At 50.2% G+C, this 26,946-nt stretch carries 29 protein-coding genes, 1 pseudogene and 1 riboswitch; of the genes and pseudogenes, 23 read left to right on the forward strand and 7 right to left on the reverse strand.

The genetic code is table 11. The annotated features are described in order from the left end of the window. Window positions 1-64: 64 nt before the first annotated feature. The 6 genes from thiC to DWW13_RS12765 all read right to left on the reverse strand — a co-directional run bounded on the left by thiC (window position 65) and on the right by DWW13_RS12765 (window position 6,316). Window positions 65-1,372 (reverse strand): phosphomethylpyrimidine synthase ThiC, encoded by a 1,308-nt coding sequence (gene thiC / locus DWW13_RS12740; protein WP_022461338.1) that lies wholly within the window; start codon window positions 1,370-1,372, stop codon window positions 65-67. A gap of 25 nt (window positions 1,373-1,397) precedes the next feature. Continuing rightward, on the reverse strand, window positions 1,398-2,192 hold the full coding sequence (thiD, locus tag DWW13_RS12745) for a bifunctional hydroxymethylpyrimidine kinase/phosphomethylpyrimidine kinase (protein WP_118720273.1): 795 nt from the start codon (window positions 2,190-2,192) through the stop codon (window positions 1,398-1,400). 100 nt (window positions 2,193-2,292) lie between these two features. Beyond that, window positions 2,293-2,937, reverse strand: a complete 645-nt coding sequence (thiE, locus tag DWW13_RS12750) for a thiamine phosphate synthase (RefSeq protein WP_118720275.1) — start codon at window positions 2,935-2,937, stop codon at window positions 2,293-2,295. Continuing rightward, entirely contained in the window at window positions 2,924-3,745 is an 822-nt protein-coding gene (gene thiM / locus DWW13_RS12755) for a hydroxyethylthiazole kinase (RefSeq protein ID WP_118720277.1), read from the reverse strand. Before thiM ends, thiE begins: the two co-directional genes overlap by 14 nt. 126 nt (window positions 3,746-3,871) lie before the next feature. Next, window positions 3,872-3,983, reverse strand: a riboswitch (TPP riboswitch). 377 nt (window positions 3,984-4,360) lie between these two features. Continuing rightward, window positions 4,361-5,338 carry a Gfo/Idh/MocA family protein gene (locus DWW13_RS12760; protein ID WP_118720279.1) on the reverse strand — a complete coding sequence of 326 codons (978 nt, stop codon included), beginning with the start codon at window positions 5,336-5,338 and terminating at the stop codon, window positions 4,361-4,363. A 21-nt stretch (window positions 5,339-5,359) separates the two neighbouring features. Beyond that, a complete protein-coding gene (locus tag DWW13_RS12765) occupies window positions 5,360-6,316 on the reverse strand; it encodes a ketopantoate reductase family protein (RefSeq protein ID WP_118720281.1) in 957 nt (318 codons plus the stop codon). A 167-nt stretch (window positions 6,317-6,483) separates the two neighbouring features. On the opposite strand from DWW13_RS12765, the gene DWW13_RS19765 reads away from it, so the two are divergent. The 3 genes from DWW13_RS19765 to proC all read left to right on the forward strand — a co-directional run bounded on the left by DWW13_RS19765 (window position 6,484) and on the right by proC (window position 8,743). After that, the gene (locus DWW13_RS19765) at window positions 6,484-6,618 is read left to right on the forward strand and encodes a hypothetical protein (RefSeq protein ID WP_264295184.1); all 135 of its coding nucleotides are present in this window, start codon (window positions 6,484-6,486) and stop codon (window positions 6,616-6,618) included. Window positions 6,619-6,726: 108 nt separating this feature from the next. Beyond that, entirely contained in the window at window positions 6,727-7,734 is a 1,008-nt protein-coding gene (locus DWW13_RS12770) for an ABC transporter substrate-binding protein (protein ID WP_117760473.1), read from the forward strand. Window positions 7,735-7,945: 211 nt separating this feature from the next. Next, window positions 7,946-8,743: a pyrroline-5-carboxylate reductase gene (proC, locus tag DWW13_RS12775; RefSeq protein WP_022461345.1), complete on the forward strand. Its 798-nt coding sequence runs from the start codon at window positions 7,946-7,948 to the stop codon at window positions 8,741-8,743. A 180-nt stretch (window positions 8,744-8,923) separates the two neighbouring features. On the opposite strand, the gene DWW13_RS12780 is transcribed toward proC, so the two are convergent. Beyond that, a complete protein-coding gene (locus DWW13_RS12780) occupies window positions 8,924-9,379 on the reverse strand; it encodes a CYTH domain-containing protein (protein ID WP_022461346.1) in 456 nt (151 codons plus the stop codon). Window positions 9,380-9,613: 234 nt separating this feature from the next. Here DWW13_RS12780 and DWW13_RS12785 point away from each other — a divergent pair, with 234 nt between their 5' ends. The 20 genes and pseudogenes from DWW13_RS12785 to DWW13_RS12895 form a co-directional block, all read left to right on the forward strand. Then, a complete protein-coding gene (locus DWW13_RS12785) occupies window positions 9,614-10,165 on the forward strand; it encodes a DJ-1 family glyoxalase III (RefSeq protein ID WP_055219893.1) in 552 nt (183 codons plus the stop codon). 144 nt (window positions 10,166-10,309) lie between these two features. Next, window positions 10,310-11,596, forward strand: a complete 1,287-nt coding sequence (gene tig, locus DWW13_RS12790; RefSeq protein WP_022461348.1) for a trigger factor — start codon at window positions 10,310-10,312, stop codon at window positions 11,594-11,596. A 24-nt stretch (window positions 11,597-11,620) separates the two neighbouring features. Next, the gene (gene clpP / locus DWW13_RS12795) at window positions 11,621-12,202 is read left to right on the forward strand and encodes an ATP-dependent Clp endopeptidase proteolytic subunit ClpP (RefSeq protein ID WP_022461349.1); all 582 of its coding nucleotides are present in this window, start codon (window positions 11,621-11,623) and stop codon (window positions 12,200-12,202) included. 108 nt (window positions 12,203-12,310) lie between these two features. Further along, complete coding sequence (clpX, locus tag DWW13_RS12800) at window positions 12,311-13,606, forward strand: ATP-dependent Clp protease ATP-binding subunit ClpX (RefSeq protein ID WP_117509624.1); 1,296 nt, start codon at window positions 12,311-12,313, stop codon at window positions 13,604-13,606. 21 nt (window positions 13,607-13,627) lie between these two features. Then, window positions 13,628-15,955, forward strand: a complete 2,328-nt coding sequence (lon, locus tag DWW13_RS12805) for an endopeptidase La (RefSeq protein ID WP_055265745.1) — start codon at window positions 13,628-13,630, stop codon at window positions 15,953-15,955. A 34-nt stretch (window positions 15,956-15,989) separates the two neighbouring features. Then, window positions 15,990-16,595 (forward strand): ribosome biogenesis GTP-binding protein YihA/YsxC, encoded by a 606-nt coding sequence (gene yihA, locus DWW13_RS12810; RefSeq protein ID WP_055219842.1) that lies wholly within the window; start codon window positions 15,990-15,992, stop codon window positions 16,593-16,595. A 4-nt stretch (window positions 16,596-16,599) separates the two neighbouring features. Further along, window positions 16,600-17,445, forward strand: coding sequence for an energy-coupling factor transporter ATPase (locus DWW13_RS12815; protein ID WP_055219895.1), 846 nt, complete (start codon window positions 16,600-16,602; stop codon window positions 17,443-17,445). Further along, the gene (locus tag DWW13_RS12820) at window positions 17,436-18,320 is read left to right on the forward strand and encodes an energy-coupling factor transporter ATPase (protein WP_055265743.1); all 885 of its coding nucleotides are present in this window, start codon (window positions 17,436-17,438) and stop codon (window positions 18,318-18,320) included. The genes DWW13_RS12815 and DWW13_RS12820 overlap by 10 nt, the downstream gene beginning before the upstream one ends. After that, on the forward strand, window positions 18,314-19,114 hold the full coding sequence (locus tag DWW13_RS12825; protein WP_055265741.1) for an energy-coupling factor transporter transmembrane component T family protein: 801 nt from the start codon (window positions 18,314-18,316) through the stop codon (window positions 19,112-19,114). Before DWW13_RS12820 ends, DWW13_RS12825 begins: the two co-directional genes overlap by 7 nt. A gap of 24 nt (window positions 19,115-19,138) precedes the next feature. Continuing rightward, entirely contained in the window at window positions 19,139-19,891 is a 753-nt protein-coding gene (gene truA / locus DWW13_RS12830; protein ID WP_055265739.1) for a tRNA pseudouridine(38-40) synthase TruA, read from the forward strand. Between the two features lie 214 nt (window positions 19,892-20,105). Then, complete coding sequence (gene rplM, locus DWW13_RS12835) at window positions 20,106-20,534, forward strand: 50S ribosomal protein L13 (protein ID WP_055219851.1); 429 nt, start codon at window positions 20,106-20,108, stop codon at window positions 20,532-20,534. A gap of 17 nt (window positions 20,535-20,551) precedes the next feature. Next, window positions 20,552-20,944, forward strand: coding sequence for a 30S ribosomal protein S9 (gene rpsI, locus DWW13_RS12840; protein ID WP_055219853.1), 393 nt, complete (start codon window positions 20,552-20,554; stop codon window positions 20,942-20,944). A gap of 467 nt (window positions 20,945-21,411) precedes the next feature. Continuing rightward, window positions 21,412-22,233 (forward strand): ParA family protein, encoded by an 822-nt coding sequence (locus tag DWW13_RS12855; protein ID WP_118720283.1) that lies wholly within the window; start codon window positions 21,412-21,414, stop codon window positions 22,231-22,233. Then, entirely contained in the window at window positions 22,190-23,119 is a 930-nt protein-coding gene (locus DWW13_RS12860; RefSeq protein WP_097770161.1) for a ParB/RepB/Spo0J family partition protein, read from the forward strand. The genes DWW13_RS12855 and DWW13_RS12860 overlap by 44 nt, the downstream gene beginning before the upstream one ends. A gap of 12 nt (window positions 23,120-23,131) precedes the next feature. Then, window positions 23,132-23,410, forward strand: a complete 279-nt coding sequence (locus tag DWW13_RS12865; RefSeq protein ID WP_097770160.1) for a DUF5720 family protein — start codon at window positions 23,132-23,134, stop codon at window positions 23,408-23,410. Window positions 23,411-23,697: 287 nt separating this feature from the next. Continuing rightward, window positions 23,698-24,576 (forward strand): DUF6017 domain-containing protein, encoded by an 879-nt coding sequence (locus tag DWW13_RS12875; protein ID WP_118720285.1) that lies wholly within the window; start codon window positions 23,698-23,700, stop codon window positions 24,574-24,576. A 48-nt stretch (window positions 24,577-24,624) separates the two neighbouring features. Then, window positions 24,625-24,987, forward strand: coding sequence for a DUF7768 domain-containing protein (locus DWW13_RS12880; RefSeq protein ID WP_027644087.1), 363 nt, complete (start codon window positions 24,625-24,627; stop codon window positions 24,985-24,987). Continuing rightward, window positions 24,980-25,291 carry a DUF5720 family protein gene (locus DWW13_RS12885; protein WP_002592130.1) on the forward strand — a complete coding sequence of 104 codons (312 nt, stop codon included), beginning with the start codon at window positions 24,980-24,982 and terminating at the stop codon, window positions 25,289-25,291. The genes DWW13_RS12880 and DWW13_RS12885 overlap by 8 nt, the downstream gene beginning before the upstream one ends. 101 nt (window positions 25,292-25,392) lie before the next feature. After that, the gene (locus DWW13_RS12890; RefSeq protein ID WP_015518807.1) at window positions 25,393-25,893 is read left to right on the forward strand and encodes a PcfB family protein; all 501 of its coding nucleotides are present in this window, start codon (window positions 25,393-25,395) and stop codon (window positions 25,891-25,893) included. After that, window positions 25,890-26,909, forward strand: a pseudogene (locus tag DWW13_RS12895) (type IV secretory system conjugative DNA transfer family protein); the annotation flags it as partial. The gene DWW13_RS12890 and the pseudogene DWW13_RS12895, both read left to right, overlap by 4 nt. Window positions 26,910-26,946 lie beyond the last annotated feature (37 nt).

Consider the following 26,946-nt stretch of genomic DNA (forward strand, 5'->3'; position numbering starts at 1 on the left):
AAAGGAACGGTTTCGTAATGAAAACCGTTCCTTTTCGCGTACTGTGACTTCTTGTCTACTGACGTTAAAGAATGTCGATATGTTCGCCGTTTAAAGCTTTGTTCATGCTTCGCACGGCACAGAATTTACCGCACATCGAGCAGGTATCTTCCTGTTCCGGCGAGCGGTCGGCGCGGATGGCTTTTGCGGTCTCCGGGTCCAGTGCACAGTCCCACTGTGCTTCCCAGTCGAGCACGCGGCGGGCGTCTCCCATCTTGTCGTCAATATCACGCGCATGCGGCACGCCTTTGGCAATGTCGGCAGCGTGTGCGGCGATTTTGCTTGCGATGATGCCCTGCTTTACGTCATCCAGGTTCGGAAGAGCCAGATGCTCTGCCGGCGTTACGTAGCACAGGAAAGCAGCGCCGTTCATAGCGGCAATTGCGCCTCCGATGGCAGCAGTGATGTGGTCATAGCCCGGTGCAATATCGGTCACAAGAGGTCCGAGGACATAGAACGGAGCGCCCATGCAGATGGTCTGCTGTACTTTCATGTTGGCCGCAATCTGATCCATCGGAACGTGGCCCGGTCCCTCAACCATAACCTGAACGTCTTTTTCCCAGGCACGTTTGGTGAGTTCGCCGAGGCGCACCAGCTCCTCAATCTGGCAGACATCCGTTGCGTCGGCAAGGCAGCCAGGACGGCAGGCGTCGCCGAGAGAAATGGTCACATCGTATTCACGGCAGATATCGAGAATCTCATCGTAATACTCGTAGAACGGATTCTCCTCGCCGGTCATGCACATCCAGGCGAACACGAGGGAGCCGCCGCGGGAAACGATATTCATTTTCCGTTTGTGTTTGCGGATCTGATCGATGGTTTTTCTGGTGATGCCGCAGTGCAGGGTGACGAAATCGACACCGTCCTCGGCATGGAGGCGGATGACGTCAATAAAATCTTTGGCGGTCAGCGTATCCAGGTCTCTCTGGTAATGGATCACACTGTCATATACCGGCACGGTGCCGATCATAGCCGGACATTCGGAGGTCAGTTTCCGTCGGAACGGCTGCGTATTGCCGTGGCTCGACAGGTCCATGATGGCTTCTGCGCCCATATTGACCGCGGAGAGTACCTTCTGCATCTCCACATCGTAATCTTTACAGTCTTTCGAAACACCGAGATTTACATTGATTTTCGTGCGCAGCATCGAGCCGATACCCTCCGGGTCGATGCAGGTGTGCAGCTTATTGGCCGGAATGGCAACCTTTCCGCTGGCAACGAGCGGCATCAGGTCTTCCACGGCCATATACTCTTTTTCTGCGACTTTTTTCAGCTCCGGTGTTACAATGCCGCGGCGTGCGGCGTCCATCTGTGTTGCGTAATTGCGTTCCATCTGTTGTTCTCCTTTATTTTCAAAATCAGATCCGGTAAGCGTGGTTCAGCGGTCCCGAGCCGTGGCCGAGATCCATCATGCTCGCGAGTGCGCCCGAAATATACTCTTTTGCGGCGGAAATGGCATCCGGAAGGGAAAGCCCCTTTGCGAGCCCCGATGCGATGGCGCTGGAGAGTGTACAGCCGGTGCCGTGTGTGTTCGGATTGTCGATGCGTTTTCCGGTGAACCAGGTAAATGTGCCGTTGTGATATAAAAGATCGTTGGCATCATTGATACTGTGGCCGCCCTTTAATAGAACGGCACAGCCGCAGGAATCCCCGATCTCTTTTGCGGCGCGTTCCATATCGCTTTCCGACTGGATTTTGATGCCGGAGAGAACTTCTCCCTCTGGGATATTCGGTGTGATGACTTCGGCCAGAGGAAAGAGCAGTTTTTTCATCAGGTCAGGCACGCCGCCCGAAGCGAGCGCGGAGCCGCTTGTAGCGACGAGGACCGGGTCCACAACGATGTGTTTGGCCTGGTAGAAGCGAAGCCGTTCGGAGATGACTTCGATCAGTGCCGGGGAGGATACCATACCGATTTTGACGGCGTCCGGGAAGATGTCCGTAAAGACGGCGTCAAGCTGTGCGGCCAGAAACTCCGGTGTTACATCGAAAATACCGGAAACTCCGGTGGTGTTCTGGGCGGTGAGTGCGGTAATTGCCGACATGGCGTAAACTCCGTTTGTGATCATGGTTTTGATGTCTGCCTGAATGCCGGCGCCTCCGCTGGAATCACTTCCCGCGATTGTTAATGCTGTTTTCGTGTTTTTCGCGTCCATGAGAATTACTCCTTTGCATTACTTTTCTTTTTGGACAGGCGACAAAGAAAGTGGTGCCCCCAGTCTGCCGCCTGGAGTGAGGATGAATGGTTACGTAAAATTATTTGTTTTCCAGCATGCGCAGAGTCTGTTCTTTCAGATCCTTCGTTGCGGAAACAATGTCTTTCTGTGCAAAAATGGCACTGATGACGGCGATGCCGCAGATGCCGCTGCCGGAAAGCTCCGTCACGTTATCGCGTGTGATGCCGCCGATGGCGATGACAGGGATTTTAACGGCATTGCAGATAGCAGTCAGCGTTTCGTGGCTGACATCCTCCGCATCCGCCTTGGAACCGGTGTGGAAGACCGCGCCGACGCCGAGGTAATCTGCCCCGCGCTGCTCGGCGAGAATGGCCTGTTCCACGGTCTGCGCCGAAACGCCGATGATCTTGTCCGGGCCAAGCTTAGCACGGACATCGCCGGCCTCCATATCGCTCTGGCCGACATGAACGCCGTCCGCATCCATCTTAGCTGCGATTTCCACGTTATCGTTGATGACGAAAGGAACATGGTATGCGGCACAGAGTTTTTTCAGTTCCAGTGCCTCTTCCATAAAGTGATTCTGGTCAAGATTTTTTTCGCGGAGCTGGATAAACGTTGCGCCGCCCTGCAGAGCCTTTTCCACCTGGCTGTACAGTGTCTCGCCGTTCAGCCAGCTGCGGTCTGTCACAGCATATAAAAGCAGGCCTTTTTTATCGCACTTCATACTTTGCACCTTTCTCCAGCATCTCGCCGTCCATGTGGCAGATGGCGTCGATGATGCGGTTCCGGTAGGTGGAGTTGCCGTCTTCCGGTTTCATATGGCTCCAGCCGATCTCGCCGGCAAGTCCCATCGCGCAGACAGCGGCAGCAGCGGCTTTTAACGGCTCGTCCGGGTTGGCAACGAGGTAAGCGGTCATCATGCCGGAGAGCTGGCAGCCTGTTCCGGTGATGCTTCCCATCTCGGCGCGTCCGTTGCGGATCACGTAGCAGGTGTCAGCATCGGCAACGAGGTCGATCGCTCCTGTGATGGCGACAACACAGTTGTGATCTTTCGCAAAGTTTTTTGCAAAAGCAACGGCGCTGTCGAGGTTTTCGTCTGTTACTTTATCGGCAACGTCTGCGTCAACACCCTTTGTCGTTCCGCTTCCGAGTGCCAGTGTTTTGATTTCGGAAATATTTCCGCGGATGACGGTGAACGGGATTTTTTCCATCAGTCCGACTGCGGTCGAAGTACGTAAGTGGCTTGCGCCTGCGCCGACTGGATCGAGCAGGATTTTGTGGCCGAGCGAAGCTGCTTTTGCACCGGCACGGTACATGCCGTCGATGCTCGTTCTGTGCAGCGTTCCGATGTTGATGTTCAGACCGCCGCAGATGGAGGTGATATCCTCGACATCCTCCGGTTCATCGGACATGATCGGGCTTGCGCCGCATGCCAGCAGAATATTGGCGACATCGTTTACTGTAACGTAATTTGTGATATTGTGTACGAGAGGGGTTGTTTTTCTGACATTGTCAAGACAAGTGCCTAACATAATTTTTTGTTCCTCCTGTGTGAGTATTTTTGCAGAAGCAAATTCCCTTGTGGTACTGGAAGAACCTGTTGATGATGTGTTCATAGAGATTAAAAAAGCAGATATACGTGGAGGTATATCTGCAGAAAATGTGCATATCGTATCTCCCTACGTTGGCATTACCCAAATCAGGTTCAGGGTCTAGGAGATGCATCCTACTCTCAGCCCGCTTCGCACGCGAGCTCCCCTTTGCTTTCTGCAGACAATTATATACGCATAAAAACAATTGTGCAAGAGAAAAACGGAAGATTTTAAAAAAATTCAGAAAAATAAAAAAGACATGCAAAATATTGGAAATGTAATGTTATTTGGGTTGACAGAGAAAATAATATCAGCGTAAAATGAAGTATAAAATATGCGTGGAAGACGGGTGAAACGATGGAAGAACAAAGAAGCTTGAACTCTACCAGGACAGCCCGGAATACACCTTCGACCTGATCCTCGTGGACGTACATATCGCAAAGCCGATTGATGCGGAATTACTGAAAAAGAAAATTGCAGAGTATTGCAGGTGAAAAGAAGTGCCCCTGCCCGGCATCTGATGTGTGCCGGGCAGGGGCTTTTGATGTGCGAATTTTATTTTTCTTCCTCCGGGTACGTATAGCCCCAGGTTCTGCGGAAGGAGGTCATCAGATCCATGACGTCCTTCGTGTAGTCGAGGTGCATGGCAGATGCATCTCCATTGATGGCGCGTTCCATGTCGGCGAGCTCATAGGCGAGTGCATCGGCGTTGTCACCGGCTTTGATGATTTCGGATTCGCCGGTGGAAGCGTCTGTGATTTTTGCTTCCCAGGCACGCGGGTACTCCATGATCTCGATAAATCCGTTCTCACAGGAAACCATGCCGCGTTTCGGCTGTTTGGAGTGGAGAGAGAGCATCACACTTGCCATCTGTCCTTCCTGATTGGTGAGAAGGAGGCCGGCCTGCTCGTCCACACCGGTCGGAGCGGGCTTTACCTGGGAAAGGAGCTGATCCGGCTTGGAGTCGAAGAACCAGCGGAGGAAGGAGAGTGCGTATACGCCAATATCAAGCATCGCGCCGCCTGCGAGATTCCGGTTGAAGAAGCGGTTCTTCATGTTGTACTCTTTGAAACTGCCGAAGTTCATCGTGATCAGATTGACTCTGCCGAGACGGCCGGAGTCGAGAATTTTTTTCAGCTCTTTGTAGATCGGCATATGGTAAATCGTCATTGCCTCTCCGATGATGACATCTTTTTCTTTTGCAAGCGCTATGGCCTCGTCGAGCTCGTCACTGTTCAGCGTAATCGATTTCTCAACGAGAATGTGTTTTCCATTGGCAATCGCCTCTTTCATAAAGCCAAGATGCGTGTTGTGCGGCGTCGTGATATAAATGACATCGACCTCCGGATCGGTAAACATCTCATGGAAATCATCGTAAACTTTTCCAATTCCATATTTCTCCGCAAAAGCAGCCGCCTTCTCATGGGTCCGGTTGCCGACCGCGTAAATATTCTTTCCGTTTTTCTGCAGTGCGACCGCCATTTCATTTGCAATCACACCGCATCCGAGTACAGCCCATTTGATTTCTTTCATCGTGAGATTCTCCTATCGTATCTATTTCGCCCAGAGCGGTTCTTCGCTTCCGCTGTAGTCAAACCGTCCGTCGTTTTTCTCTTCCAGTGCTTTGATCATATGGTACGTAAATTCATTGTAAGGCGTTGGAATTCCAAGCTCTTTTCCCATGCGGATCAGCGCACCCGAGAACATATCAATTTCCGTATGGTGTCCCGCATCGAGATCCTGGAGCGTCGAGTAGCGCGCTGTCGGCGGAACCGCACTTCCGCGTCCCGAGGAGACATCCGCCTTGCTGATATCAATTCCTTTTGCCTCCGCAATCGCCATCAGTTCTGCGCGGAGTCCGTCGCTGATCGCCTTCATATGCACACTGTCGCGGTAGCAGCCGACCCCGGCACCGAGAATAGCCTGCGGCAGGTTATTGCAGACATTCAGCCGGAATTTGCTCCATATTTCCTCTAAAATACAATCGGTTGCCCGGTAATGCAGCCCTGTGCCGGAGAACAGATCCAGAACAGCCTGCACACGCTCACTGTCGTACGGAGCCGAAACTTCGCCGAAAATGATGCCGAGCGTCGCCTCAGGGTTGAAAACGTAGCCGTCATTCTCTTTATGAGAAGCTACTTTGATAACAGCATGAAGCAGATGCTCCGCACCGACTTTTTGCGCGATGATCTCCTCACTGTCCACGCCGTTCATCAGACTCATGATCACAGTATTCTCGCCGGTAACGGCAGTAATATTGTCAAGAGCCCCCGGCAGTGCGCCGTATTTGAGCGAGACGATCAGAAAATCCACGCCGTGTGCCTCTTCCGGTGTCCATACCTCCGGGTGATAAACCGTATCGTTAATTTTACATCCTTTGTTTTTCAGACGCTTCGCCCGTTCCCCGGACGCGATAACGCCGAGCCGGATGTCCTTTTTCTCCGAAAGCCCCCAGATCACATAAGACCCAACCGCTCCGGCGCCCAGAACAGCAACTGATTTTATTTTCATAATAGCCTCCTTTGTAACTGTTTGAATTACCCTTACTATAACAAATTTTGCGGAGATCCTCAATTTGTTGTTCAAAATAGAAAATTTCGGAAAAGGAAGCCTAAATGTGTTAAGGTACATTGTAGAATGAAAAATATAAAAGAAACGCGCAGATGCGGCAAGAGGAGATGACAGAAACACATTACCACATTTCCAAACCGACGGCCTGCTTCATGCTGGATCTGAATGATCTGAAAATGTACGAAGACAAAATCCGGACGAAAGAAGAACAGAAGGCAAAAGAAAAACAAGAGAAGAAATAAGAAACGAAGGAGAAACGAAATTCGAACGTTTCTCCTTCGTTTTTTGCACGCATTTTTACCGGGAAATCATATTCTAAGGTTAGAATGAAAAAACAGGAGAATCTGTTGATGAAAGGAAAATGGCTGACAGGTGCGCTTGTACTGGCAATGGCGGCAGTGACGCTGGCGGGATGCGGGGCAAAAGATGAGACAAAAGAAAAAGTGGAGCAGGTGACATTAAATGAGGTTGCCCACTCCATTTTTTACGCCCCGCAGTACGTGGCAATTGAGGAGGGGTATTTTGCGGACGAGGGCATTGATCTGACGCTGATAACAGGATTTGGTGCAGATAAAGTGCTGACGGCGATGATTTCCGGCGAGGCGGATATCGGGTTTATGGGGGCGGAGGCAACCGTCTACGCGTACCTCGAGGGAACCGCAGACCCGGTTGTGAACTTCGCGCAGCTGACGCAGCGGGCGGGAAACTTTGTTGTGGGAAGAGAGAAAGACAATTCGTTTACCTGGGAGAAATTGAAAAACAAAGAGGTATTAGGGGGAAGAAAAGGCGGTATGCCGGAAATGGTCTTTGAGTATGTTCTGGCGCAGAAAGGGATTGATAAAAAAGACGTAAACATTAACCAGAGCATCGATTTTGGTTCCACAGCTGCCGCGTTCTCCGGCGGGCAGGGGGATTATACGATTGAATTTGAACCGTCCGCGACACTGCTCGAGCAGAAGGGCGACGGCTATGTCGTGGCATCGGTCGGAACGGAATCCGGGTATGTGCCGTATACGTCGTACAGCGTCAAACAGAGTTATCTGAAAACGCACGGCGCAACCGTAGAAAAATTCACGAAGGCACTGCAGAAGGGAATGGACTTCGTGCAGACGCACACACCGGAGGAGATTGCAGAAGTGATTGCGCCGCAGTTTGCAGAAACCGAGCTGGAAACCATCACCGCGATCGTGCGCCGCTACTATGAGCAGGATACGTGGAAAGAAAATCTGATCTTTGAGGAAGAAAGTTTTGATCTTCTGCAGGAGATTCTGGAGCAGGCGGGAGAGCTGGAGAAAAAGGCACCGTACAAGACACTCGTGACAACAAAATACGCCGAAGAGGCCGCCGCCAAAGGCTGATTCCGGCGGAATAGAAAAGCGAAAAAAGACAGAAAAAGACACTTTTCGACATTCGTCGACAAACAGCGACATTTCATTCGAAAAAAATAAAGAAAATTGCAAAAGAAAAGAAGAAAAATAGAGAAAAAGTATTGCAAAAAAGTAAATTTTGTTGCATACTATGGATGTCGCATATATTTTTTACAACACAGGCATACGGAGGCGAACAGACATGAAAGTAGGTTTTATCGGCGGCGGCAACATGGCGAGTGCCATGATTGGCGGAATGATCCAAAAAGGAGTTGTATCTGCAGATGACATTCTGGTATCGGTCCGCACGGAGAAAAGTGTGGAACGCTTGACCAACCAGTTTGGAGTCCAGGCGACTATGGAGAACGAAGCGGTCGTAGCCGGATCCGATCTTGTATTCCTGGCAGTAAAGCCAAACCAAATAAAAAATATAATAAACCTCGTCAAAAACTTCATCTCACCCGAGAAGATTATCGTATCGATTCTTCCCGGTAAGTCTTTACAATGGCTGGGTACAGAAATCGGAAAACCAACAAAGTTAATTCGCACCATGCCAAACACACCAGCACTCGTCGGAGAAGGAATGACCGGCGTCTGTGCCAATGATCTCGTGACGGAGGAAGAGCTGCAGCTCGTTTTAACCCTCCTGAAAAGCTTTGGCCGCGCAGAAGTTGTTCCGGAGTATCTGATGGATACCGTCACAGGTGTCAGCGGAAGCTCGCCGGCGTACGTATTTCTTTTCCTGGAGGCTCTTGCAGATGCGGCCGTAGCCGAAGGAATGCCGAGAAAACAGGCATATGAATTTGCTGCACAGTCTGTCCTTGGAAGCGCCAAAATGCTTCTCGAGACAGGAATGCACCCGGGAGAATTAAAAGACATGGTCTGCTCGCCAGGCGGAACCACCATCGAAGCGGTTGCCGTACTGGAGCGGGAGAACCTGAGAAGTGCTGTTATTGATGCAACACGAGCCTGCATCCGGAAATCAAAGGGAGTGGATTAGAAGGAGCAGCACCGCCGCTTTGACAGAATGACGCTAATGTGAAAGCAGCAAAATAAAGAATGTATGCACAAAAAAACAAACCAAAACAAGCAAAAAGCAAGCACAAAAAAGAGTAAAAAAACAAACGAGCGGAAAAATCCCGGCAGCCGTGGAAAAGGCACCGGGATTTTTTCTGGTAATTTATAGTTTTTTTCCTTTACTGAGCGTACTGTTGTGATAATCGGAAGAATAGGTTACATCCTTTCCAAACCATACCGGAGGAACAAAGGCGTTTGCGGATGCTTCGTCCGGAAACTCCACCTCTGCGAGGTAAAGGCCTTCATACGGCGCATCAAAGACATCGAGCTCGATCGTCAGATCCGTTCCGGTAAGCGGCAGCAGATAGCGTGTTTTTGAGATGAGAACGCCGTCTGCCTTTTCCCGCAGATGCAGGTAGGATTCCTTTGTGAGCGGAAGATTATACTCTTCACGCACCATCAGCCCTTTTGACTTGTAGGTCAGATAATATTCGTCGTCAGAGCGGCGGATGCGGACAACCGGTTCGGTGGAAAGATAGCCCTGCTCGATTTTTTTACATGGATAGCTTGTAAGATTTTCCGGAAGCTGATCCAGAAGGTATTTGCGTTCGATTTCCATAAAAGAGACTCCTTCTCGTGATTGCATCACTGCTTTTTCAAGAGTTTACCATGCTTTTCCCGTGATGTTAAGCGAAATCCGGCTTTTTGCGAAAAAAGTCCTGAAATTTTTATGAAATGCAAGCATTCTGCGGAAAAATGTGGTATAATAGCGGCGGTTTGTTACAAAGAAAAGCAGAGAATATCACGTGACAAAACACACGAGACTGATCATACAACACAGGAGGACAAAACCATGGCAAAGATTTATGTATTTCTGGCAGACGGATGTGAAGAGATTGAGGCACTGACCCCGGTGGATCTGCTGCGCAGAGCCGGAGAAGACGTATGCACCGTTTCTATTATGGGAAGAAAAGAAGTAACAGGATCCCACAAAATCACCATTCTTGCAGATGAAACCATCGAAGAGGGAGAGTTTGATGACGGAGACATGCTGGTACTTCCGGGCGGAATGCCGGGTACATTAAATCTGGCCGGAAACGAGACGCTCGCAGCGCTGATTCGTTCCTATGACGATCAGGGAAAGAAACTGGCAGCCATCTGCGCAGCGCCGAGCATCCTTGGTGTGATGGGCATCTTAAAAGATAAAAACGCCGTCTGCTTCCCGGGATTTGAAGAAAAGCTGGCAGGCGCAAACGTACTCGATGTACCGGCAGTCACCGACAAAAATGTGACCACCGGCCGCGGCATGGGAGCAGCCACTGACTTCGCACTGGAGCTGATCCGTGTTCTGCAGGGAGAGGACAAAGCAAAAGAAATGGCGGAAAAAATCGTATTTCATTGCTAAAAAAAAGCCTAAAAACCACAGAAATATAAAAAAATCACTGGCGTTTTTGAAAAGAGTATGCTATACTCGATAAATGACTGTAGAATGGAGAGGTGTGCAGGTTTTCTGCCGCTTTTCAGATAAATCAAGGAGGAAATTGATAAAATGAGTGTACAGGTCGAAAATTTAGAAAAGAATATGGCCAAACTTACCATTGAGGTTCCGGCTGAAGAATTAGAGAAAGCACTGGAGAAAGCTTACCAGAAACAGAAAAAGAACATCAGCGTTCCGGGCTTCCGTAAAGGAAAAGTTCCGAGAGCTATGGTAGAAAAAATGTATGGCCCGGCAGTATTCTATGAGGATGCTGTAAACAGCCTTGTTCCGGAAGAGTATTCCAAAGCAGCAGAAGAGAGCAAACTGGACATCGTATCCCGTCCGGAGATCAACGTAGAGCAGATCGAAAAAGGCAAAGCTTTCATCTTTACCGCAACTGTAGCAGTAAAACCGGAAGTTACCCTTGGCGAGTACAAAGGTCTGGAAGTAGCAAAAGCTGACACAACCGTTACAGATGAAGAAGTAGAAGCTGAGCTGAAAAAAGAGCAGGAGAAAAATGCAAGAACCATCAATGTAGAGGATCGTCCGGCAGCAGACGGAGATACCGTTACACTTGACTTCGAAGGTTCTGTAGACGGCGTTCCGTTCGACGGCGGCGCTGGAAAAGATTATCCGCTGACCCTTGGCTCCCATTCCTTCATTCCGGGATTCGAAGAGCAGCTCGTTGGCGCAGCTCTGGAAGAGGAGAAGGAAGTAAACGTTACTTTCCCAGAGGATTATCAGGCAGAAGAGCTTGCTGGAAAAGCAGCAGTATTCAAATGCACCATCCACAAAATCGAAGCAAAAGAGCTTCCGGCACTTGATGACGACTTCGCAAAAGACGTTTCCGAGTTCGATACTCTGGATGAGTACAAAAAAGAAATCAAAGACAACCTGACCAAGAAAAAAGAAGAGCAGGCTAAGACAGAAAAAGAGAACGCTGTCGTAGATAAAGCAGTAGAGAACGCAACAATGGAGATTCCGGAAGCTATGATCGATACGCAGGTAGAGAACATGGTTGACGATTTCGCAAGAAGAATCCAGTCCCAGGGTCTGTCCATGGAGCAGTACATGCAGTTTACAGGCGCTACCGTTGATTCCTTAAAAGAGCAGATGAAACCGCAGGCTGTTAAGAGAATCGAGAGCAGACTGGTACTTGAGAAAGTTGCAGAAGCAGAGAACATCCAGATCAGCGATGAGAAGCTGGACGAAGAGCTGGCTAAAATGGCTGAAATGTACAAAATGGAGCTGGATAAATTCAAAGAGCTCGTTGGCGAATATGAGAAAGAGCAGATGAAGAAAGATCTCGCTGTTCAGGAAGCAGTAACTCTCATGGCCGACAGCGCAAAAGAGGCGTAAGACCTCGGAAAGAGAGGCAATTGAATGAGTTTTGTACCTTATGTCATCGAGCAGACAAGCAGGGGAGAGAGAAGTTACGATATTTATTCAAGACTGCTGAACGACCGTATTATTTTTCTGGGAGAGGAAGTCACTGACGTATCGGCAAACCTGATCGTTGCACAGCTTCTGTTCCTGGAGTCTGAAGATCCGGGAAAAGATATCCACATGTATATCAACAGTCCGGGAGGTTCTGTAAGCGCAGGACTTGCTATCTACGATACGATGCAGTACATCAAATGTGATGTATCTACGATCTGTATCGGTATGGCTGCCAGCATGGGAGCATTCCTTCTTGCCGGCGGTACCAAAGGAAAGAGAATGGCTCTGCCAAACTCTGAAATCATGATTCATCAGCCATCCGGCGGTGCACAGGGTCAGGCAACCGAGATCAAAATCGTTGCAGAACAGATTCTGAAAACCAAACGGAAATTAAATGAAATTCTGGCGGCAAATACAGGAAAACCGCTGGAACAGATTGAGATCGATACCGAGCGTGACAACTATATGTCCGCAGAGGAAGCAAAAGCATACGGTCTGATTGATAATGTAATTACGAACCGATAAGAGAGGAAAGGTGTCCAAAAGCGTAGTTCCGGCAATGAGGCTTTTGTGGCACCTTTTGCCTTATCCGGCGATAAGGTTTAGTTGTAATATGTTGAAAGGAAGAAAACGATGGCTATAAAAGGGAATGATACCAAGATCCGCTGCTCTTTCTGCGGAAAGACAGAAGACCAGGTACGCAAGCTGATCGCAGGCCCGGACGGGGCATACATCTGTGATGACTGCGTGGCAATCTGCTCGGAGATCATTCAGGAAGAATTTGAGGATCTGTACGGCGAGCAGGATACCGACGAGATCAACCTGATCAAACCAAAGGAAATCAAAGCATTTCTGGATGACTACGTAATCGGACAGGATGAGGCGAAAAAAGTGCTCTCCGTTGCTGTTTACAACCATTACAAACGAGTGCTTTCCGGTGCATCCTCCGACATCGAACTGCAGAAGAGCAACATTCTGATGCTCGGACCGACCGGTTCCGGAAAAACGTATCTGGCACAGACACTGGCCAAACTGATCAACGTTCCGTTTGCAATTGCAGACGCAACGGCGCTCACCGAGGCAGGTTATGTCGGCGAGGACGTAGAAAACATTCTGCTCCGCCTCATTCAGGCAGCAGACTATGATATCGAGCGCGCTGAGCACGGCATCATCTACATCGATGAGATCGATAAAATCACAAGAAAATCCGAAAACGCTTCGATCACACGAGATGTTTCCGGCGAGGGTGTACAGCAGGCACTGCTGAAAATCCTGGAGGGAACTGTAGCTTCCGTTCCGCCGCAGGGCGGAAGAAAGCATCCGCATCAGGAGTTTATTCAGATTGATACGACGAATATCCTCTTTATCTGCGGCGGTGCATTCGAAGGACTCGAGAAGATCATCGAGACGAGACAGGATACGAAATCCATCGGATTCAACAATCCGATCGGCCATGCAAAAGATGAGAATGTCGGAGATCTGCTCCGTCAGGTCATGCCGCAGGATCTGACCAAGTTCGGCCTGATTCCGGAGTTTGTCGGACGTGTGCCGATTGTCGTTACGTTAAATTCTCTGGATGAGACGGCCCTGATGAAGATTCTGGTTGAGCCGAAGAATTCTCTGGTCAAACAGTACAAGAAGCTGTTTGAGCTGGACGGCGTACAGCTTGACTTCAAAGAAGATGCACTCGAAGCGATTGCAAAGAAATCCCTGGAGCGGAAAACAGGCGCCAGAGGTCTCCGCGCAATCATGGAAGATACGATGATGGATCTGATGTATGAGATCCCGTCGGACAATACGACAAAAGAATGCGTCATCACCAAGGACGCTGTAGAAAAGAAGGCGGAGCCGGAGATTATTCACGGCGAACCGGCCCCTGTTCCACGGCGGAATATGGGAAGAAGATCCGGAAGACCGGAAACCGCCTGAAAAACGCAGGAGGAAACTTAAATGGAAGAAGTGACAAAAGTATTACCGGCGATTGCGCTGCGTGGAACGACGATTCTGCCGGATATGATTGTACATTTTGATATCAGCAGACCTAAATCGGTCCGTGCGGTCGAGGAGGCGATGCTGGGAGACCAGAAAATTTTCCTGATTACACAGAAAGACCCGGATACGGAAGTACCGGGTCTGCTTGATGTGTATAAAATTGGAACAATTGCGGTCATCAAACAGGTTGTGAGAATGCCAAAAGATGTTCTGCGGATTCTCGTAGAAGCAGAAAGACGTGCAGAACTGCTGAACTTCGAGGAAGAGGAGAGCGAGTATCTCCGCGCCGAGGTGGCGCTGTTTACCGGCTCGGACGAAATGCAGTTTTCCGATATCGAGCAGGAGGCAATGCTGCGCAACTTAAAAGAGCTGTTTGCCGTCTACTGCGAGCAGACGCAGAAAGTCAGCAAGGAACTGGCAGGCCAGATCCTCGGAACCGAAGAAGTCGGAAAGCTGGTGGACCAGATCTGCATGAATCTGCCCCTCGACTACGTAAACCGCCAGAAACTGCTGGAGGCTGTGGAGCTTTCCGAGCGGTATGATACGCTCTGCGTCATGATCGCCAACGAGATTCAGATTCAGGAGATCCGTTCGGAGATTCAGGGAAAAATCAAAGAGCGGATCGATAAGAACCAGCGTGATTATATTCTGCGCGAGCAGCTTAAAGTCATCCGCGAGGAACTCGGCGAGGACAATTCCCGGACCGAGATTGAAAATTATAAGAAGCAGCTTGAGAAGCTCAAAGCCTCCAAAGAGGTAAAAGAGCGGATTTCCGAGGAGATTCACCGTCTGGAAAATTCGGCCAACAATCCGTCCGAGGCAGGCGTGATTCGCGGCTATATCGAGACACTGCTGGGGCTTCCGTGGGATAAGGCATCCCGTGACAATCAAGATCTGGCAAGAGCACGCGAGATTCTGGAGGAAGATCACTACGGTCTTTCGAAAGTAAAAGAGAGAATCCTCGAATTCCTGGCCGTACGCACCCTGACGAAGAAAGGCGAGAGCCCGATTCTCTGCCTGGCAGGCCCTCCGGGAACCGGTAAGACCTCGATTGCGAGAAGCGTGGCGCGAGCCCTGAATAAAAAATACGTCCGCATCTGTCTCGGCGGTGTGCGGGATGAGGCGGAGATCCGCGGCCACAGAAGAACCTACATCGGCGCGATGCCGGGACGCATTGCGGCGGGACTCCATCAGGCGAAGGTGAAAAATCCGTTGATGCTGCTCGACGAGATCGACAAAGTAAGTGCAGATTACAAGGGAGATACCTCTTCCGCACTTCTTGAGGTCCTCGATTCCGAGCAGAATAATAAATTTGCCGATCATTACGTAGAGCTTCCGATCGACCTTTCGGAGGTGCTCTTTATTGCAACCGCAAATGATATTCAGAACATTCCGCGTCCGTTGCTGGACCGTATGGAAGTGATTGAAATTTCAAGCTATACGGAAAACGAGAAGTTCCATATCGCAAAAGAACATCTCGTTCCGAAGCAGAAGAAGGCGAACGGTCTGAAAGAAGCACAGCTTGTGATCGAGGATGAGGCGCTGATGGAAGTGATCAGCGGCTACACCAGAGAGGCCGGTGTCCGCTCCCTGGAGCGCCAGATCGGCAGAATCTGCAGAAAGAGTGCGAGAAAGATTCTCGAGGAACAGGTAAAAGAGGTTGTTGTGACGAAAGAAAACCTGGAAGAGTTCCTCGGAAAAGAGAGGTATGAGTTCCAGCCGGCCAACGAAAAACCGGAGATTGGTATTGTGCGCGGTCTTGCCTGGACGGCAGTCGGCGGCGATACGCTGCAGATCGAGGTCAATGTGATGCCGGGAAAAGGAGAGTTTCTGCTGACCGGCCAGCTCGGCGATGTGATGAAGGAGTCTGCGCAGGCGGGCATCAGCTTTATTCGTTCCGTGGCAGAGCAGTATAAGATTCCGAAAGAATTTTTCGAGAAACACGACATCCACATTCATATTCCGGAGGGAGCCGTTCCAAAAGATGGCCCGTCTGCCGGTATTACGATGGCGACGGCGATGGTTTCCGCGATCACAAAGGTTCCGGTAAAAGCAGACGTTGCGATGACCGGAGAGATTACGCTCCGCGGCCGTGTGCTTCCGATCGGCGGCTTAAAAGAGAAGCTGCTGGCGGCAAAGAAAGCCGGTATCCATATGGTTCTCGTTCCGGAGAAAAATGAGCCGGATGTAAGAGAACTGGATGCGGAGATCACAGACGGACTGCAGATCGAATTTGTCGGCAGCATGGAACAGGTATTAAAACTGGCACTTGTGGAAAAGAAGTAAGGCCAGAAGATGCAAAAAACAGGAGAAGAAAAGTATGGTAATTAAACAGGTAGAGCTGCAGCATGTCTGCGGAATCACCAGTAAACTGCCGGATACCGGTCAGGTGGAAGTGGCATTTGCGGGAAAATCCAATGTTGGAAAATCTTCTCTCATCAATGCCCTGATGAATCGGAAATCACTGGCGCGTACCAGTGCGCAGCCGGGAAAAACACAGACGATCAACTACTACCACATCAATGAGGAAATGTATCTGGTGGATTTGCCGGGATACGGTTTTGCGAGAGCCTCCGAGGAGGTTAAAGCAAAATGGGGCAAGCTGATCGAGGATTATCTGCATCAGTCAAAAATGCTGCACGCAGTATTTCTTCTGATTGATATCCGTCATGCACCGTCCAACAACGATCGCATCATGTACAACTGGATTCTTCGAAACGGCTATCAGCCGATCATCATTGCGACGAAGCTGGACAAGATCAAGCGCAGCCAGCTTCAGAAGCAGATCAAGCTGATCCGCGAGACGCTGGAGGTTGAGAAAGATACGATTGTGATTCCGTTTTCTGCAGAGACAAAACAGGGACGCGAGGAGATCTGGAATCTGATTGATGAAATCCGCTCGGATGCAGAAGAAAGCGGGGAATAATGTCATGGGTATGATACGTGCGGCAGGCCTTGGGTATGAATACCTCCGTTATGAGGAGGAAGGACAGGAGCCGGAAGTAACAAAAGCGATCGAGGACGTCAGTCTGGAAATCCAGAAGGGACAGTTTATCGCGGTGCTCGGGCATAACGGAAGCGGAAAATCAACGCTTGCGAAACATATCAACGCTCTGCTGGTGCCTACAGAAGGCACCATGTGGGTGGACGATATGAAGACGACAGATGAGGAGGATGTCTGGAAGATCCGCCAGAAAGCCGGTATGGTATTCCAGAACCCGGATAACCAGATCATCGGAAATGTGGTGGAAGAGGATGTCGGCTTTGGACCGGAAAATCTGGGTGTCCCGACCGATGAAATCTGGAAACGGGTGGAGGAGAGCCTTACGGCGACCGGGATGATTTCATACCGGGCCCACTCTCCGAATAAGCTCTCGGGAGGTCAGAAACAGAGGGTTGCAATTGCAGGAGTGATGGCTATGCAGCCGGAATGTATTGTTCTTGATGAACCAACCGCGATGCTGGATCCGAACGGACGAAAAGAGGTTCTTCGCGCTGTGCGTAAGCTGAATGAAGAAAAGGGCGTTACGGTTATTCTGATTACGCATTACATGGAAGAGGTTGTTTTTGCGGACCGTGTGTTCGTTATGGACAACGGTAAGCTGGTAATGCAGGGGACGCCAAGGGAGATTTTTTCCGAAGTGGAGAAATTAAAAGAACTCCGTCTTGATGTACCCCAAGTGACACTGTTGGCTTATGAATTGAGAAAAAATGGTGTAGATCTCCCGGAGGGAATTTTGACCATTGAAGAACTGGTGAATGCATTATGTCATTGAAACTTGAAGATGTAACGTACACATACAGCCCGGGAACGGCATATGAAATGCACGCCCTGGAGCATATCAATCTTGAAATTCCGAATGGCCAGTTTGTTGGGATTATCGGCCATACGGGAAGCGGAAAATCGACGCTTGTGCAGCATTTGAACGGTCTGATCCGCCCGACATTGGGACGGGTGCTGTATAACGGAGAGGATATCTGGAAAGAAGGATATCCGCTAAGAGAGCTTCGAAGCCATGTGGGACTGGTTTTTCAGTACCCGGAGCATCAGCTTTTTGAGACGGATGTGATCACAGATGTCTGCTTCGGACCGAAAAATCAGGGACTTTCACCGGAGGAATGCAGAAAACGGGCGGAAGAGGCGCTGGATCATGTCGGATTTCCAAAGGAAATGTATGAAAAATCGCCGTTTGAACTCTCCGGAGGTCAGAAACGTCGTGTTGCGATTGCCGGTGTGCTTGCCATGAACCCGGATTTTCTGGTGCTTGACGAGCCGACTGCAGGCCTTGATCCGAAGGGACGCGATGAAATCCTCGATCAGCTTGCATTGCTGCATAAGACGCGCGGCATTTCGGTCGTGCTCGTATCGCACAGCATGGAGGATATTGCAAAATATGTAGAGCGGATTATTGTCATGAACCACGGTCATGTGGCGTTTGACGATACACCGAAGAAAGTCTTCGCTCACTATAAAGAGCTCGAGAAAATCGGTCTTGCGGCGCCGCAGATGACGTATATTATGCATGCGCTAAAGGAACACGGCATGGACGTGGACGTAACGGCGACGACGGTTGAGGAGGCACGCGATACGATTCTTGCGGCACTGGAAAGTCAGAAGAAAAACGGGAAAAAAGGAGCAGAAGTATGTTAAGAGATATTACTCTGGGACAGTATTACCCGGCAGATTCCATTCTGCACCGGCTTGACCCGCGTGTGAAATTTGTAGGAACGATCGTTTATGTCGTTTCCCTCTTTTTGTTCCACAATTGGGGCTATCTGCTTGGAACCGTATTCCTTGCGGTGATGATTAAACTGTCGAAGGTACCGTTCAAATTTATCACGAAGGGTTTGAAATCAATTTTTGTGCTGCTTGCGATTACGATGGTGTTTAACATCTTATTTACGCCGGGTGAGGTGCTCGTCCGTATCTGGAAAATTACGATCACCCGTGAGGGTGTGGCTATGGCATGCCGTATGTCGGTGCGTCTGATTTTCCTGATGATCGGCTCTTCACTGATGACGCTGACGACAACACCGAACCAGCTGACGGATGCACTCGAAAGCCTGCTCGGACCATTGAAAAAAATCCATGTGCCGGTGCATGAGATTTCCATGATGATGTCAATCGCACTCCGTTTTATCCCGATTCTCCTGGAAGAGACAGACAAGATTATGAAAGCGCAGATGGCGCGCGGCGCGGATTTTGAGAGCGGAAATATTATCCAGAGAGTAAAGAACATGGTGCCGCTTCTGGTGCCGCTGTTTATTTCAGCATTCCGCCGTGCAAATGATCTGGCGCTGGCGATGGAAGCACGCTGCTACCATGGAGGAGAGGGAAGAACACAGATGAAACCGCTTCGGTATCAGACGCGCGATTATGCAGCGTATGGCGTTCTTATGGCATACCTTGTGTGCAGTATCGGCCTTCGCGTGTGCGGACTCTGACTTTGACGAAAACGGAGGAGAAGAATGCGCAGAATTAAGCTGATTGTAGCGTATGACGGCACAAATTACTGTGGATGGCAGGTGCAGCCAAACGGCATTACAGTACAGGAAGTATTAAATCAGGCTCTTTCCGATCTTTTTGCGAAGAAAACGGCCTGCATCGGCGCAAGCCGGACCGACGCCGGGGTACATGCTCTCGGCAATGTTGCGGTATTTGATACGGATGCGAGAATGCCGGCGGACCGTATCGCATTTGCACTCAACACACGGCTTCCGGCAGATATCCGTATTCAGGGATCATCCGAAGTGCCGCCAGACTTTCACCCGCGTTTTACCGCAACAGTCAAAACATATGAATACAGGATTTTGAACCGCACCTTTGCAGATCCGACGCGGAGACTGAATTCCTATTTCTGGTACGGCCCGCTGGATGTGGATGCGATGCGGCAGGCAGCATCGTATCTGGTTGGCATGCATGATTTTAAAAGCTTTGCAACAGCAAAACCGGAGGTGACCGACACGGTCCGTACGATCTATGAAACGAGTTTGGAAAAAGAAGACGATCTGATCCGCTTCCGGATCACCGGAAACGGTTTTCTCTACAATATGGTGCGGATTATCACCGGAACACTGCTTGAGGTTGGAAAGGGTGATTATCCGCCGGAGAAAGTAAAAGAAATCCTTGCGGCGAAGGATCGAAAAATGGCGGGAGCAACGGCCAGGCCGGAGGGGCTGACCCTGGTGCAGATCCGGTATCCCGAATGGGATTTCGAGTAAAGACATAAGTGGTCTGTATTTCCCGCAAAACGGGACTCGCAGTTTGCAAAAAAATGCAAAATATGGGTAAAAAACAGTTGACATTCCAAAATCCGTATAATATAATTACTAAATGTGTGACGTAGTTTGAAAACGCCGATGCCATAAGCCCCGGTAAGGCGGTTTCCTATATACATGAAACAGTAAATTGAATTTTTCACAGGAGGTTATATCCATGAACACCTTTATGGCAAATCCAGATAAGATTGAAAGAAAATGGTATGTTGTTGATGCAGAAGGATGTACATTAGGACGTCTGGCATCTGAAGTAGCAAAAGTATTACGTGGAAAAAACAAACCGGAGTACACTCCGCACGTAGATACTGGTGATTACGTAATCGTAATCAACGCTGATAAAGTAGCAGTAACCGGTAAAAAACTGGATCAGAAGATCTATTACAGCCACTCCGATTATGTAGGCGGAATGAAAGAAGCTACTCTTCGTGAGATGATGGCTAAGAAACCGGAGAAGGTTGTTGAACTTGCAGTGAAAGGCATGCTTCCAAAAGGACCTCTTGGAAGACAGATGTTCACAAAACTTCACGTATACGCTGGTGCAGAGCACGCTCATGCAGCTCAGAAACCAGAAGTATTAACATTTTAATAGGGAGGTAAAGAACATTGGCTAGCGCAAAATATTACGGAACCGGAAGAAGAAAAAAATCTATCGCAAGAGTATATCTTGTACCGGGAACTGGTAAAGTTACCATCAATAAAAGAGACATCGATGAGTATTTTGGTCTGGAGACCCTGAAAGTTATCGTTCGTCAGCCTCTGGCAGCTACAGAGACCGCTGATAAATTTGACGTGATCGTAAACGTTCATGGCGGCGGATACACAGGACAGGCAGGAGCAATCCGTCACGGTGTTGCACGTGCCCTTCTGACTGTAGACAACGACTACAGACCAGTTCTGAAAAAAGCAGGATTCCTGACTCGTGATCCTAGAATGAAAGAGCGTAAGAAGTACGGTCTCAAAGCAGCTCGTCGCGCTCCGCAGTTCAGCAAGCGATAATCGACTGCTCAGACTATATCAAAATGGTTCAAAAAGCCCGGAAAATCAAGGTTTTCCGGGCTTTTGCTATATCTAAACGGGCTGATATGGTTTGACCAAATTTGGCAAAACGAGAGCCGATTTCACCCAATTTTTAGTGGTTAAATATAGGACAACCGGCAAAAATGGGGTCAAAAAACGGCCTTAGTGGTTAAAAAATAGGACAACCAGAGAGCAATTTCGGTGGTATTTTTGAGGGTGATTTGGCACTCTCAGACACCGGATTTTTCGCTGGAGGGTTTGGCATAATCTGACCAAATCTGAACAATTAAATACGATTCTAATGCAGGCACTCAGTAACAAATAACTGGGTGCTTTTTTTGTTTCAGAGATTCCGGCATTAGAAAGGGCCGTCACTTTATGATTTTGAAGTGGCGGCTTTTTCTATTTCCAGAAACAACAGCAACAATCAGAAATGAGGTGAAGTCATGAACACACAAATCATCGCCATCGCCAACCAGAAAGGCGGCGTTGGCAAAACAACAACCTGTGCGAACTTGGGAATAGGTCTGGCACAGGCCGGAAAGAAAGTGCTTCTGATCGACGGGGACCCACAAGGAAGCCTGACAATCAGCTTGGGAAATCCGCAACCGGACAAGCTGCCATTTACACTGTCGGATGCAATGGGCAAAATTCTGATGGATCATCCTATACGCCCCGGAGAAGGTATTCTGCATCATGCAGAAGGCGTTGACCTGATGCCTGCGGATATTCAGCTTTCCGGTATGGAGGTTTCTCTGGTAAACGCCATGAGCCGTGAAACAATTTTACGGCAATACCTGGACACACTGAAGGGACAATATTCCCATATCCTGATTGACTGTCAGCCCTCGTTGGGGATGCTTACGGTCAATGCGCTGGCGGCTGCGAACAGGATCATAATTCCCGTTCAGGCAGAGTATCTGCCCGCCAAAGGGTTGGAACAGCTTCTATCTACGGTCAGTAAGGTGAAACGGCAGATCAACCCCAAGCTCCAGATAGACGGTATCCTGCTGACGATGGTGGACAGCCGAACCAACTTTGCCAAAGAGATCTCCGCGCTCCTACGTGAGACCTATGGCAGCAAGATCAAAGTATTCGGCACAGAGATTCCCCACTCTGTCCGGGCAAAGGAAATTAGCGCAGAGGGAAAAAGTATTTTCGCCCATGACCCTGGCGGCAAAGTGGCAGAGGGGTATCGAAATCTGACGAAGGAGGTGTTGAAACTTGAAAAGCAGCGCGAAAAAAATAGAGCTGGCCTCGGTAGATGATCTATTCTCCACCGAAGAAGGCCGTCAAGATGCAAAGCTGGAAAAGATTCAGGAGATTCCGCTGTCTGAGCTGCATCCCTTTAGGAACCACCCATTCAAAGTCAAGGATGACGAAGCCATGATGGAGACCGCTGACAGTATCAAGCAGTATGGCGTTCTGGTTCCGGCGATTGCTCGACCGGACCCAGAGGGCGGTTATGAGCTGGTAGCCGGACACAGGCGGCACAGAGCCAGTGAGCTGGCAGGCAAGGAGACCATGCCGGTCATTGTTCGGGATTTGGATGATGATGCCGCCACGATCATTATGGTTGACAGCAACTTGCAGCGAGAAAGCTTGCTCCCAAGTGAAAGAGCCTTTGCCTACAAGATGAAGCTGGATGCCATGAAAAGACAGGCTGGCAGACCGAGTAAAGAAAATGTGTCCCAAGTTGGGACACAAAAGCGATCAGACCAGTTGCTTGCTGAACAGGTGGGGCAAAGTCGAAATCAAATTCAGCGCTATATTCGTCTGACAGAGTTGATTCCTGAATTGATGGATATGGTGGATGAAAAGAAGATTGCCCTGAACCCTGCCTATGAGCTGTCCTTTCTCAAAAAGGAAGAACAGGTAGACTTGCTGGACGCGATGGACAGCGAACAGGCTACCCCTTCTCTTTCTCAAGCCCAGCGGCTCAAGAAATACAGTCAGGAGGGGCATCTGACCCTCGATATGATGCGTGTCATCATGGGTGAGGAAAAGAAAAGCGATCTGGACCGAGTGACATTTACCTCTGACACCTTGCGGAAGTATTTCCCTAAAAGCTATACGCCCCAGCGGATGCAGGAAACTATTATCAAGCTGCTGGAACAGTGGCAGAAAAAACGCCAGAGAGATCAGGAACGATGAAAGGAGCCGCCTATGAGGGATATTTCAGCCCGCGAGCTGAAAGGACACAACATTCTCGCCGTAGAGAGGTTTTGGGATGACACACGCTGGATGATTGAGTTTTCCGTCCTGCGTCCCAGCACAGCTTACGGCAGTCCCGGAGAGGAAATGCGGCTGTTTTTGACCGAGGACGGGTATCAGGCCGCCCTGCAAAGCCAGCAGCGTCGGGAGATCAAGATCAAGCGTTACGCTCGTGTGATTGAGGGACATATCCTCGATTTCAAACCGGGAAAACACCGCCGCCACTCATAAACAAATCATTACTGCGAAAGGAAAGGATTGAAATGTGTACTGTAAAGGAAATCCGGGAAGCAATCCGGGAGGATTGCCATTCCCAGCATGGTATGGAATTTATAGAGATTGACCGTGTTCTGCAAACTCTGCCATTCTCTCAGGGAAATGACCTGTTGGACAGACCGCCCATTCCCAAGCGCCCCTACCGGCGCAGAAAAAGTGAACAAAACAGCTGACTGCCACAATTCTTTTTACAGGATTGTGGCTTTTTTCATACCCTGAGAAATTTGGAAGGAGTGAGGTCAATGGCCGTATTTCGCATTGAACGAACCAGAGATTATACCGTGATGAGCAATCACCATTTACGCAACGGGAAACTGTCCCTGAAAGCCAAGGGGCTGCTTTCCATGATGCTGTCCTTACCGGAAGACTGGAACTATACCACCAGAGGGCTTGCCGCCATCTGCAAAGAGGGCGTGGACGCTATCGGCGGCGCGCTGCGGGAGCTGGAAACTGCCGGGTACATTGTCCGCCATCAGCTGCGAGACCGGCAGGGTCGGATCAGCGATACCGAGTATGTTATCTACGAGCAACCACAGCCGAAGAACCCGGATACGCCCCAGCCGGATACGGCTTCACCAGATACGGAAAACCCGGATATGGTAAAACCGGATACGGAAAAGCCCGCAGAATTAAATATAGAGAAATCAAATACAGAAAAAACAATTACTTATGGATCAAGTACCGATTCTATTCCCTTCCGGGAGCCAGCGGCAGCACAGCTGCCGGAACGGAAAGGAAGGGATGCGATGTCTGTCTCAGAGATGGAAAATTATCGGGATTTGATTCTGGAGAACATCGAGTATGACCACCTGTGCCGGGAGTTTACCACCTACCGGGAGGACCTGGACGAGATTGTGGAGCTGATGGTGGAGACCGTCTGCGCCAAGCGGAAAACCACCCGGATCGCTGGCAGCGACTTCACCCATGAGGTGGTCCGCTCCCGTTTTTTGAAGCTGGATTGCTCCCACATCGAGTTTGTCATGGAATGCCTGCGGAACAATACCACCGAAATCCGCAACATGAAGCAGTATCTGCTTGCGGTGCTGTTTAATGCGCCGACCACGATCAGCAACCACTACACCGCACAAGTTAACCACGATATGTACGCAGGCGGCTGGTAAGCAGCCGCTTTTCTGCTGCCCGAAAACACCGGGAGAAAGGATTTTGCCATGAAACGACCTCTTGCCTACATTACGGCTCCATGGAGCAACAGCCAGTATGAGAACGCCGAGAACGCTGCGGCCTACTGCCGTCAGGTGTACGATGCCGGGTATTCGCCCATCTGCCCGGTGCTGTTCCTGCCTACCTTCCTCAAAGACGAGATTCCACAGGAACACAAGGACGGGCTGGATATGGCGCGGGACTACCTGCGCCGGTCCCATGTGCTGGTGGTCTGCGGCCACGGCATCGACGAGACCGTGAAGAATGACATTGCCACCGCCGAGCGCCTGCGGATCACCGCCACCACCCTGGACGGTATCCTGGCCGTGAAGGGCCAGGGACGCGGGAAAGGAGGCGCACGCCATGCCTGAGCGTAAGACCGTGGGCCAGCTGATGGAGGAAATGCGCCTCAAAGCCGGGGCGCAGAACTACCACGGCCATGAGTACATGGATTTGGAGCGGTTTGCCGAGGACACCCGGCACATGATTATCTTCGATGTGCTGACCGACGATTCCCCGGTGGGCTGGAAAGGTGAACGGACCCGCCTGTTTCTGACGGAGGCCGGATACCAGAAAAGCCTGGAGAACCAGGAAAAGGGCCACATCAAGATTCTCAGCCATGCCAAAGTGCGCCAGGGCCATCTGTACTATGACCGCTCCGACCAGCTGCGCTGAAAGGAGCCTGCCATGCTGAAATACCTGCTGCGGCGGCTGGTGGTCCCGCCTTAGTATCAAGTGCCACCCCTGCAAAATCCGTGGAAAGGAGGCGATGACCTATGCAGGAGGAAGTGGAAAACAGGACTTTGACGCTGGTAGTCAGCGGAACAAAGTTTACCGGGCGGTTGATGAAAGCCGCCATCACCAAGTACCTTGCCCACCGCAAGGAAAAGAAGCTGCAAAAGCAGAAAAGCCGGGATACCCCCGTGATTCCCCACGGCAAGCAGACGGTGAAACAGCTGATCGGCCAGAATCAGGGCGTTTCCAACATCGAGATCACCGACCCCTCCATCAAGGAGTTTGAGAAGATCGCGCGGAAATACGGCGTGGACTATGCGGTGAAGAAGGACCGCAGCAGCTCCCCACCCAAGTACCTGATCTTTTTCAAGGGTCGGGACGCGGATGCCCTGACCGCTGCTTTTACCGAGTACACCGGGAAAAAGGTCAGGAAGGCGGAGAAATCCGAGCGCCCGTCCGTGCTGGCAAAGCTGAGCCAGTTCAAAGAACTGGTAAAACACGCCGTCGTGGACCGGAACAAGCGGAAGGAGCTGGAACGATGAAAAAGCAGCTGAACATCAAAAAGCTCATTTTGCTGAATCTGCCGTATATCCTGATGGGGCTTTTCTCCACCAACTTCGGTGAAGCGTGGCGGATGGCCGTGGGTGCGGACGCTTCGGCAAAAATGCTCTCGTTCTTCTCCACGCTGCCGGTGGCGCTGGCCAGCTGGTGGCCCAGCCTGCACCCGCTGGACCTGCTGGTGGGCCTGTGCTGCGGCGGCGGCCTGCGGCTGGCTGTGTACCTGAAAAGCAAGAACGCCAAGAAGTACAGGCACGGCATGGAATACGGTTCCGCCCGTTGGGGAACCCATGAGGACATTGCACCCTACATCGACCCGGTATTCCAGAACAATGTGATTCTGACGAAAACGGAGAGCCTGACAATGAACAGCCGCCCCAAGGACCCAAAGACCGCCAGAAACAAAAATGTGCTGGTGATTGGCGGCTCCGGTTCCGGTAAGACCCGCTTCTGGCTCAAACCGAATCTGATGCAGATGCACAGTTCCTATGTGGTCACAGACCCGAAGGGAACCATTTTGGTGGAGTGCGGAAAAATGCTCCAAAGGGGCGCACCCAAGCTGGGGAAAGACGGAAAGCCTATGAAGGATAAGCACGGCAAGGTCATTTATGAGCCGTACCGAATCAAGGTCCTAAATACCATCAACTTCAAGAAGTCCATGCACTATAACCCTTTCGCCTATATCCATAGCGAAAAGGACATCTTGAAGCTGGTAACAACGCTGATCGCCAATACCAAAGGCGAAGGCAAGGCCGGAGACGATTTCTGGGTAAAAGCAGAAACCTTGTTATACTGCGCGCTTATTGGCTATATCCATTATGAGGCTCCGGTGGAGGAACAAAACTTCTCCACCCTCATTGAGTTCATCAACGCCATGGAAGTCCGTGAGGATGACGAGGAGTTCAAAAACCCCGTAGACCTGATGTTTGATGCACTGGAAGCCGAGAAGCCAAACCACTTTGCGGTGCGCCAGTATAAGAAATATAAGCTGGCCGCCGGTGATATATGCTCTAAGTGACTTCTTAATCATGATTTTG

Origin of the sequence: Blautia sp. AF14-40, assembly GCF_003479665.1 — a bacterium.
GTDB classification, from domain to species: domain Bacteria; phylum Bacillota; class Clostridia; order Lachnospirales; family Lachnospiraceae; genus Fusicatenibacter; species Fusicatenibacter saccharivorans.

Bases quoted from the DNA above. Each gene is read 5' to 3' on its own strand.
- thiC (WP_022461338.1), bottom strand. From the start codon at position 1,372: ATGGAACGCAATTACGCAACACAGATGGACGCCGCACGCCGCGGCATT.
- thiD (WP_118720273.1), bottom strand. From the start codon at position 2,192: ATGGACGCGAAAAACACGAAAACAGCATTAACAATCGCGGGAAGTGAT.
- thiE (WP_118720275.1), bottom strand. From the start codon at position 2,937: ATGAAGTGCGATAAAAAAGGCCTGCTTTTATATGCTGTGACAGACCGC.
- thiM (WP_118720277.1), bottom strand. From the start codon at position 3,745: ATGTTAGGCACTTGTCTTGACAATGTCAGAAAAACAACCCCTCTCGTA.
- DWW13_RS12760 (WP_118720279.1), bottom strand. From the start codon at position 5,338: ATGAAAGAAATCAAATGGGCTGTACTCGGATGCGGTGTGATTGCAAAT.
- DWW13_RS12765 (WP_118720281.1), bottom strand. From the start codon at position 6,316: ATGAAAATAAAATCAGTTGCTGTTCTGGGCGCCGGAGCGGTTGGGTCT.
- DWW13_RS19765 (WP_264295184.1), top strand. From the start codon at position 6,484: ATGACAGAAACACATTACCACATTTCCAAACCGACGGCCTGCTTCATG.
- DWW13_RS12770 (WP_117760473.1), top strand. From the start codon at position 6,727: ATGAAAGGAAAATGGCTGACAGGTGCGCTTGTACTGGCAATGGCGGCA.
- proC (WP_022461345.1), top strand. From the start codon at position 7,946: ATGAAAGTAGGTTTTATCGGCGGCGGCAACATGGCGAGTGCCATGATT.
- DWW13_RS12780 (WP_022461346.1), bottom strand. From the start codon at position 9,379: ATGGAAATCGAACGCAAATACCTTCTGGATCAGCTTCCGGAAAATCTT.
- DWW13_RS12785 (WP_055219893.1), top strand. From the start codon at position 9,614: ATGGCAAAGATTTATGTATTTCTGGCAGACGGATGTGAAGAGATTGAG.
- tig (WP_022461348.1), top strand. From the start codon at position 10,310: ATGAGTGTACAGGTCGAAAATTTAGAAAAGAATATGGCCAAACTTACC.
- clpP (WP_022461349.1), top strand. From the start codon at position 11,621: ATGAGTTTTGTACCTTATGTCATCGAGCAGACAAGCAGGGGAGAGAGA.
- clpX (WP_117509624.1), top strand. From the start codon at position 12,311: ATGGCTATAAAAGGGAATGATACCAAGATCCGCTGCTCTTTCTGCGGA.
- lon (WP_055265745.1), top strand. From the start codon at position 13,628: ATGGAAGAAGTGACAAAAGTATTACCGGCGATTGCGCTGCGTGGAACG.
- yihA (WP_055219842.1), top strand. From the start codon at position 15,990: ATGGTAATTAAACAGGTAGAGCTGCAGCATGTCTGCGGAATCACCAGT.
- DWW13_RS12815 (WP_055219895.1), top strand. From the start codon at position 16,600: ATGGGTATGATACGTGCGGCAGGCCTTGGGTATGAATACCTCCGTTAT.
- DWW13_RS12820 (WP_055265743.1), top strand. From the start codon at position 17,436: ATGTCATTGAAACTTGAAGATGTAACGTACACATACAGCCCGGGAACG.
- DWW13_RS12825 (WP_055265741.1), top strand. From the start codon at position 18,314: ATGTTAAGAGATATTACTCTGGGACAGTATTACCCGGCAGATTCCATT.
- truA (WP_055265739.1), top strand. From the start codon at position 19,139: ATGCGCAGAATTAAGCTGATTGTAGCGTATGACGGCACAAATTACTGT.
- rplM (WP_055219851.1), top strand. From the start codon at position 20,106: ATGAACACCTTTATGGCAAATCCAGATAAGATTGAAAGAAAATGGTAT.
- DWW13_RS12855 (WP_118720283.1), top strand. From the start codon at position 21,412: ATGAACACACAAATCATCGCCATCGCCAACCAGAAAGGCGGCGTTGGC.
- DWW13_RS12865 (WP_097770160.1), top strand. From the start codon at position 23,132: ATGAGGGATATTTCAGCCCGCGAGCTGAAAGGACACAACATTCTCGCC.
- DWW13_RS12875 (WP_118720285.1), top strand. From the start codon at position 23,698: ATGGCCGTATTTCGCATTGAACGAACCAGAGATTATACCGTGATGAGC.
- DWW13_RS12880 (WP_027644087.1), top strand. From the start codon at position 24,625: ATGAAACGACCTCTTGCCTACATTACGGCTCCATGGAGCAACAGCCAG.
- DWW13_RS12885 (WP_002592130.1), top strand. From the start codon at position 24,980: ATGCCTGAGCGTAAGACCGTGGGCCAGCTGATGGAGGAAATGCGCCTC.
- DWW13_RS12890 (WP_015518807.1), top strand. From the start codon at position 25,393: ATGCAGGAGGAAGTGGAAAACAGGACTTTGACGCTGGTAGTCAGCGGA.